We start from the raw sequence: 8622 nt of genomic DNA on the forward strand, positions 1-8622 counted from the left end.
GATGGCAGAGAGGTCACACCCGTTCCCATACCGAACACGGAAGTTAAGCTCTCTAGCGCCGATGGTAGTTGGGACCTTGTCCCTGTGAGAGTAGGACGTCGCCAAGCAACTTTAAGACGAGTCAGAATGACTCGTCTTTTTTGTATGCTTTCATACCTCTCTTAATTGCCTGTTTAACTCCTTCTAAATAGGCGAATCCATGCTTTTTATCTGGTTCTAAGTAAGTACCTTCTGCCCATTCATTCCACGCATTAATAAATAAAAACTCGCTGTTGTAAAGAGAATAGGTACGATGGATTTGCTTACTTAAATATATCGTGAACTTCTCAGGAGTAGAACCGAGGAAGATGCTGCTATTTAAGTCTTTGCGACGTGCTGTGTTGTCCCAGTCAACAAAGGCACCGGGAAATGTTTTTTTCTCTGGAGGAGATCGCTTTAGTATATACATCCAAACTTTATCATAATCCCAAGCGTTTATTTGTTTACCAGACTCATATATTGTCTTATTTATGTCTGGAGAGCTATCATGAGCAATTGTATAAAAAGGCTCGAATTGAATGCTAGCATCGAACCCATTTATATTAGGAAGTGGGAAGCTGTTTAATGTTTCTACAAAGTATATACCTTTCAAACCATTTTCTTGTGCGAGTGTATCCCAGTAATTAAGCATTTGCTCACAGTCAGGGATATGCCCAGGACGATAAATAATGAATAGTGGTTTATCATCTATACGAATATATCTTTCATCTTGGAAAGCTTGTAATAAATAGTCAAAGTGTTCTTTCCAATCCGATAACTCTCCATAATTTTGAGGCATTAATATATGGCTATCAAGACCATCCCAAGTTTTTGTCCACGGTTCATTTGCCCAAGAAAGGCAAAATGGAAAATCTGGTTCGCCCGTCTTAAGTACTTCATTAAAGGGTGTCTCCAATAGTCTTTTCCCTTTAAACCAGTAATGGTAATAACAAAAACCATATATGCCGTGTGTTTTGGCAATTTTTGCTTGCCATTTTCTTACGGATGGGTCCGTTAAGTCATAATAAAAATCTTGATAAGGTTCTCTAGGTTGATAATGTCCTGCAAATAAAGGTCGTGCACTTTTAGTATTTGTCCATTCAGTAAAACCTTTTCCCCACCATTTGTCATTTTCTTTTATTTGATGAAACTGCGGTAAGTAAAAAGCAATTATTTTCAAGGTATATCCTCCTTATGTTCTTTGTAGTTCAAAGTGGGGGGAAGTTACTTTTGATTTTTTGAATCGAGTTTAAAGCGCTAGATCGATTATTTACTTACTATTTTGTTGTGCTTCATATTGAATTCGTTTTTACAGTTTGCTCGATAGAGGAATCTTGTATGATTTAATATATGGCTGAGATGAAAAGTGATTTTCATTATAAAATTATGCGCATTACCATGTAGGAAAAGAGTTAATCTTTTTGGAGAACAAATAGGGCTTGGGGTAATCGGCTTGCGTCATCAAAAAAGTCCCGTAGCTTTAAATACTTCTCATAGTGATTTTTAATATAAGTTCTAGGTATAACCGTTTCTCCGTAGAAGCTACTATTTCTAACATCTCCCGCTCCTGTAGGACTGTGGACAAAATTACCGCTTTCATAATCCGAGATGGCCCGATTTATATCTGGAAAAGCTTGTGATAAAGTTTTATGCCAACCCGTTTGAATGAATTCAGGGTGTTCCTTGAATTGTTGACAGTAATCGAGAAAATAGCGCGCTTGTGTTGTGGCTATGAAGATGCCACCTGGACGAAGAATTCTTGAAAATTCTTTTATCCAATGTTCTGCAGTTTCTTCGGATAAATGTGAGAATACAGAATAAGCGAATATGATGTCTAATGAATTGTCACTAATAAATTCTACAGGAGGTTGTGGATTGGCTGTTTTATATATTCCTCTTCCTAACGTTTCATTGCAAATGTTAATCATTGCGGGATCTACATCAATACCAAGTAAATTTTCATCACGAACATCTTTGAAAAAAAAGCGTATAATTCTTCCCCATCCGCAACCAAAGTCTAAAATTTTACGTTCTTTATTCAAGGGAACACCTAAATTTTGGGCATATGTTTTTACATGGCTATAAAACAAATATGCTTCATAAAGAGCATGTTCATAGGAAGCTCCTACAAACTGTTGTTGAATTTCTTCAGAGGGGAACATAGGTACTGGGATGCCATTTATCTTTGTTTGCGAGCAACTTTGTATAAATAGATTTAGAAGTTCAACGTCAGAAAGAGGACTAACAAGGTTATCAAAATCATTTCCTAACTTAAAGTTATTCATTTGTTAACCTCCAAATTATATAATGCCTAAAAATTATATTCATGTTTTTTACTAATAAAAACATGTAGAAATTCAGCATCTAATCCTAGTGATCTATCCTTTTGTAAATAAACAATTGTATACATATTTGCATGTGTATAAATATATTCAATCATATCTTGGCCCCAATCAAATGTTACTAAAGCCCCCTTCTCATCAATAGGATTTCCATGATAAATTGGCTCTTCCATATACTCAATTCCTTCTTTATTGTTTCTTGCTCTTTGTAAAGTCTTTGGGAGTGTATGGTACCAAGGGACGGTAAACACATGAGCGCCATCAGGCTTTAAGACACGTTCTATTTCTTTAAAGGCTTTCCCTGGCTCCATTACGTGTTCAAAGACATCTTGCGTAATGAATAAATCAAAAGATTCATTTTGAAAAGTCATGTTTTCTAAATTCTCACATCTAATTCCTTGAAAGTATTGACCGAGAGGATAGTTTTTAAAGTATTGAGAATATGTATAGTTTTTACAGTTTTTCATCAGTAGTTGAGTTGTAATCCCTCCTGGTGAGGACTCGTGGATATGATAGGAACCCCATTTTGGAAAAAATGTATTTAAGACATGAACTAAAGCTCGTTGCCTCGGTATAGAGTGGCATGTAGAACATAAATAGTGATCTCTAAGCCAATCATTATGCTCTATAAATGTAGCTTCCTTCTCACAAATAACGCAGTAGCCATTATTGTGCTTCAAATTACCTTCCACATGACATCCCTCCTGTATAAAATGCAATGTATATCCCCCAGTATTTTCATGGCAGTAATGCTCTCAACCCAAAATCCGGCTGGAGCAAAAAAGTTAGGTGGGAGATGAACTGCCCGTAAATGCCCTAACTTTATGGATAGTATCAGACACATGTGAAACTAAAGAGAGTGGGTAGAAATTAGGGAAACCATAAAAGTAAGATTGGTAGAAGGGAATAATTAGCGGGGAGAACCCAACGCTAATTAAAGTTTCACTTTATGCTATGCGATACATTTGCTTTTATTCATTGAAAAACGTAGGGGTTTAAAATATCCCTTTCGTGTATGGATACATTTCAAAGTCCTTTGCATATATTTCTGTAACTAGATCCATTGTTTCTTTGTCATAAAAGCTTGCGTATGTTGGAAATCGGGGAAAGGCTTCATCTGTAATGCTAAGTTCTGCATAGCTTCCTGTATAAACCATCTTGTGAGCGCGATGATGACCTGAACTTGTAAGTTTGGTTAGGTCAGATTTAATCAAACCGTATTCGTTTTCTATTTTGGGAATTTGCTTATTAAAATCTTCTAAAGGTATATAGCGTTGGATAAAGGCTTCTTCACCTTGGACGTATTGTTGACTAAAGTGCATATCTATTACTTGGGAATTGGAACCAAGTGCTTGAACGTAATATAAAAATTGTTTGAATGATATTCCTTGTTTACTATGCTTGTCATTATAAAAACACTTTCGGATACTATTCCATTGAGGACTAGCATAAGGATTGTCAGCAAGTAATAAAAATGAGCTAACGGCCCTCTTATAGGGATTTCGTACGAGTTTACAAACATGTTTTTTTGCTTCTAGAAGACCGTTATGTACCGCTTGTATATAATTGGGGTTATTTTTATATACCCAGAATTCATAGTAATGAATAAAATCATTGTATTTCTTTGCTTCAGGAAATAATCCAATTTGAAAGAAGAACCAATTAGCTAATGCGGTACATCCGCTTCTATGACTCCAAAATAATATAAGGGGAAAATCCTTATGGAAATGCGGAATTCGATCTTTATGTAGAATGATGTACTCTAAAAACTTTTGATTTATATTTTTCATGAGTTTAACACTCCTTTTTTAAGGGTATAGAAGAGAATTTTTTATTAATCCAATATATTCATGAGAATGAGTAAATATTATGAGTGTATTTTGCTTTCGTCTTAAATAAGAAAGCGATTGTAAAAGGGAAATATAAAATAAAGATAATGAAAATGTATAAGAGGCATACAATTATAAGAAAAGAAGTAATAAAAGTGTCCAAGTTCATTTATTTGTATTTCTAGGTGTGATAAGCAAAAATTTTATTATTAGAGAGGATATTATGGGGAAGAATAATTATTTAATAGTAGGTGGAAATAGTTTCATTGGTATTAACCTCGCATTAGGTTTATTGAAACAAGGTCAAAATGTAAAAGTATTTTCCAGGCATATAAATAATTTCCCTCAAAATCTTATAAGTGATGTTGAATTTATTAAAGGTGATTTAGCAAATGTTGAAGATATATATAAGGCTTTAGTAAATGTGGATATTATTATTTATTTAGCTGCAACGTCTAATGTAACAACTTCAATTGAAGATGTTTTTGGAGATAGGAACAGTAGCTTTTTTTTTCTTAATTTTATGGAAACTGTTAAACGTTTCCCTATTAAAAAAATTGTATTAGCATCCTCTGGAGGCACAGTTTATGGTGAACCAGAATATTTACCTATTGATGAGAAACATCCATTAAAACCACTATCTCCTTATGGAATAACAAAAGTGTCGCTTGAAAATTATTTGTACTTTTATAAGAAAAAGTATGGAATGGACTATGTTGTATGTAGATATTCTAATCCATATGGAAAATATCAAAACCCGTTAAAGAAAGTTGGAGCAATAAACTGTTTTTTGTATCAGCATCTCAGTAATGAAAAGATTAATATATATGGGGATCCACAAGAGATTATTCGAGATTATATTTATATCGATGATTTAGTGGAAATCACTATACAACTATCACAATTAAATCGCTTGAAATCTTGTGTGTATAACATAGGCAGCGGCAAGGGTCTCTCTTTAAAACGAATTATAGTAGAATTGGAAAAATTAACAGAAAGAAAAGTGGACTTTATCTGCTATAAACAAAAGCAAGAAAATGTTCAAAAAATCATTTTAAATATAGATAGGGTAAGACGAGAATGTAATTGGGAACCGAAAGTGGATTTCAAAAGTGGAATTAGATTAAATAAGCTATGGATTGAAGAGTTCTTATATAGTAAAAAATAATAAACCATGCCCTACTTCTGTATAAGTAGAGCATGGTTTATTATTTTATTTCTTTTTGTATTACCCAAAGATCTTGATGTTCCCACCAAAAACCTTCAGTGTATTTTTTGATGATAGGATTATAAGGTAATAATTTAATTTTGTCACATACGTAAGAGGGACTAACGATCGTTTGCCCGTATTGATGCACATCTAAATCCAGTTGTTCACTAGAGGGAAGAAACCAATAACCCTGTTTATTTAAATCTGGAAACCCGAAGTATTTTTTGCTTTGATAGCCATGGGTTGTGAAAATGAATAAACCACCAGGTGAAACAGCGTTATACAATGTTTGCAGCCAACGAAACCAAGTTGTATCAGGCATATGAGAAAAAAAGGATAGACAAAAAACGATATCATACGTAGACGATAATTTTACTTGTTCAGGCTCAGGGTGAGATAAGATAGATGAAATATTTAGTGTGCGTTCAATAAAACTAATAGCCTCTTCATGTATATCACAGGTAGTTATATGTAAGTTCGTTTGTAAGTTTAATAAATGGCGTGTTACGCAGCCATATCCGGATGCGAATTCTAATAATTTTATTGGAGTGTCTACAGGAGGATAAAAGGAAGTCATTAAATCTAAGAGTGTTTCTGCTGATTTTCTTCCATCTTTAAAATAATAATCTATTGCTTCTTTTTTAGACGGAAAGACTGGATTCGTGACTAGGAATTGAAAGATATGATCCTCCGGATGGATACTTGCATTTACATTGTAGTTCTGTGCAATTTGAGAAATCAAATCTTTATTTGCCTCTATAAATTCTTTCAAAGAGTAACCCTCCTTAAATAATAGTAATGTCTTACAAGAGATACTGATGATAAAGAAAATATATAATTAAACCTTCAAATATGCTTTAAGATACTTTCGATATGCGTACATTTTCTTTTTTGAAATGTCGTCGATAGTAAAGGTTTCTTTAATGAAATTCTGCATTTGTACAACTTCACTGTAATGGGAATATGAATCTTCTGCTCTCGTTACACTATTTGTATGTCGTCTATGATAGTTTAGAGGTTTTGGATTGAAATAAATGTTCCCCTCTTTAAGGATAGAAACATAGAAAAACCAATCACCGGCTATTTTAAACTGTTCCAATTGTTTTGCTGTTGTTTTTATATCTATGTTTTTAAAAACTACACTTGAGACATTAGGTATGGTGTTTTTGATAAGTAACGTATCTTGTATTTCATCTATCCCTTTTCGCACATAAGAACTCTGCCATTTTTCTTTATCAATATCATTTGTGTAATCTAAATAATGATTGGCCAATATATTTCCTTGTTCATCTATTTGTTTTGATTGTGTGTAGCTTAAGGCAACATCACTATCTATATGAAAACCTTGTATTACTTCTTCTAAAAATGTCTGATCACATAAGTCATCGGCCTCAGCAATCCAAATATAATCACCGGTTGCTGCAGTGACACCTTTTATCCATTGTTTAAATACAGAACCAGAGTTTTTATCATTAATAATCTGCTGAATTTTCAGGTGATGTTTATTTTCGTTTGAGAGCAGCTTTTCAAATATAGATACGCTATTGTCAGTAGAGGCATCGTCTAGGAAAATTAGTTCGTAAAGGGGATAGGTTTGATTTAATATTGATTTAACTCGTTCGGATAAGTATTTTTCGTAATTATAGTTCGGTACAATGACGCTTATTTTTTTATAATTATGCTCAAGCAAGTTTAATAATTGATAAATGTAATGAAGAAAGTTGAAATTTTTTTCAATAAGTTCTTGGCCAAAGGTCCCTTTTTGTAATCGTAAATCTTCATCCCCGATAAATTCGTATATTTTTTCCAGCATCATCGGTAAGTTTAAATAGTCTACTAATGCGCCAGTTTGTTCCGTAACAACATCTTCAAAACCTCCAGCGTTTTTAAACCCTATAACAGGGAGTTTTGTATCTAATGCTTCTAAAACCACGTTTGGGAAAGGATCTTCTCTTGAAGTTAATAAATATAAATCAGCCCCAGCGTTATATAAACCGATATCTGGAGTAGGATCCACTAATGTAAAATGTGCTGTATATCTTGGTGATAGCGTGTTTAAAAAATGAACATCTGTTTTCCCAACCCAGATAAAATGAATATTTTTATGAATCTTTCTTACTGAGTAAGCAATAAGTGAGAATAAATCTATCCCTTTTCGATGATCAGCGAAGCCTACCCCCAAAATGATTTTGCTATCTAGAGGCAGGTTGTGTTTTTTTCGTAATTCGTTTCTCGCTTTTGCAATATTGTTCTTATAAGGATTGTGGTTAAACAAACCTTGAGGGAGGATGTGGCACTTTTGATGATCTAATTGGGTGATTGTACGGAACTTTTCATACACGTATTGTGAAGGGAAGACAATTTTGTGAGCAGACTCGGCAATTTTTCTCGCTTTTCCCTCAGCAGAGTACTGTTGTATTAAATGCGGCAATTCATGTATTAATGAAATAACTTTTATATTATGTTTAGCTAGTAATGCAACTATGTCACCACTTATGACGGTACTACATATGGCGATGGTATAGTCTTGTGTTAATAACTTTTTTATTAATGATTCGATCTTTTCGTTCGTTGGGTAGTCTTCCTCTAGGCAATAAACAGGACCATACTTTTGAAAGTCGTGGATTAAAATGCCCGTTCCAATAGAAATAATTGCGACGGAGTAATGAAAGTTTTCTTTGAGAGCTTTAATAGTATGTAAAGAAAGCAGCTGTGCTCCGTGGAAATGGGCATCATGGGATACATAAATGATTTTCTTATTAACATGCATTTCATAACGCCTCCTAAGGTTAATTAGATTTTTAGTAAATGTATGGTGTATTTATAATTTCTAGAGAGAAGTCTAAATAAAAAAGCTACTTTTAATATATATTTGTTTGGCTTGATATTCATTCTTTAGAAAGTATAAACTGTCGATTATGAAAGGGACTGTGCTAGTTTATTAATCTTTAGGGAAGAAGTATAAAAATACCCTTCATAATTTATAAAATAAAAAGGATAAAAGGTATTGACGATTAGAGTATAGAGGTGTAATATAGAACAAGTCGCCGATGACAATAACGTCGAAAGCGACGAACGAAATGAAAAACTTAGTTGACATTGAAAGATGAAAATGTTAACATAAGGAAGTCGCAAATGAGCGACCAAGTAGTTCTTTGAAAACTGAACGAAACAAACAACGTGAAACGTCAATTTTTATTTTAGATGCTAGACAAACTAACTT

At 33.5% G+C, this 8622-nt stretch carries 7 protein-coding genes and 1 rRNA gene; 2 read left to right on the forward strand and 6 right to left on the reverse strand.

Annotated elements, in window-relative coordinates; genetic code table 11:
* Positions 1 to 107: ribosomal RNA gene (gene rrf, locus MR136_RS28140) — 5S ribosomal RNA — on the forward strand; the annotation flags it as partial.
* A gap of 14 nt (positions 108 to 121) precedes the next feature.
* Here rrf and MR136_RS28145 read toward each other — a convergent pair.
* From MR136_RS28145 to MR136_RS28160, 4 genes are all read right to left on the reverse strand, one after another.
* Positions 122 to 1198: a glycosyltransferase WbsX family protein gene (locus MR136_RS28145; RefSeq protein WP_000690964.1), complete on the reverse strand. Its 1077-nt coding sequence runs from the start codon at positions 1196 to 1198 to the stop codon at positions 122 to 124.
* Positions 1199 to 1430: 232 nt separating this feature from the next.
* Positions 1431 to 2303, reverse strand: a complete 873-nt coding sequence (locus MR136_RS28150; protein WP_001058688.1) for a class I SAM-dependent methyltransferase — start codon at positions 2301 to 2303, stop codon at positions 1431 to 1433.
* Positions 2304 to 2329: 26 nt separating this feature from the next.
* Positions 2330 to 3052, reverse strand: coding sequence for a class I SAM-dependent methyltransferase (locus MR136_RS28155; RefSeq protein WP_017674346.1), 723 nt, complete (start codon positions 3050 to 3052; stop codon positions 2330 to 2332).
* Between the two features lie 303 nt (positions 3053 to 3355).
* On the reverse strand, positions 3356 to 4150 hold the full coding sequence (locus MR136_RS28160) for a sulfotransferase family 2 domain-containing protein (RefSeq protein ID WP_000790060.1): 795 nt from the start codon (positions 4148 to 4150) through the stop codon (positions 3356 to 3358).
* A gap of 262 nt (positions 4151 to 4412) precedes the next feature.
* Here MR136_RS28160 and MR136_RS28165 point away from each other — a divergent pair, with 262 nt between their 5' ends.
* Positions 4413 to 5357, forward strand: coding sequence for an NAD-dependent epimerase/dehydratase family protein (locus MR136_RS28165; protein ID WP_063535509.1), 945 nt, complete (start codon positions 4413 to 4415; stop codon positions 5355 to 5357).
* Positions 5358 to 5397: 40 nt separating this feature from the next.
* On the opposite strand, the gene MR136_RS28170 is transcribed toward MR136_RS28165, so the two are convergent.
* Both MR136_RS28170 and MR136_RS28175 read right to left on the reverse strand, forming a co-directional pair.
* Positions 5398 to 6171, reverse strand: coding sequence for a class I SAM-dependent methyltransferase (locus tag MR136_RS28170; RefSeq protein WP_000657497.1), 774 nt, complete (start codon positions 6169 to 6171; stop codon positions 5398 to 5400).
* Positions 6172 to 6237: 66 nt separating this feature from the next.
* Positions 6238 to 8169, reverse strand: a complete 1932-nt coding sequence (locus tag MR136_RS28175) for a glycosyltransferase (RefSeq protein WP_242259708.1) — start codon at positions 8167 to 8169, stop codon at positions 6238 to 6240.
* Between the last annotated feature and the right edge of the window lie 453 nt (positions 8170 to 8622).

It is taken from the genome of Bacillus cereus group sp. BfR-BA-01311 (assembly GCF_022664295.1).
Lineage (GTDB): Bacteria > Bacillota > Bacilli > Bacillales > Bacillaceae_G > Bacillus_A > Bacillus_A cereus.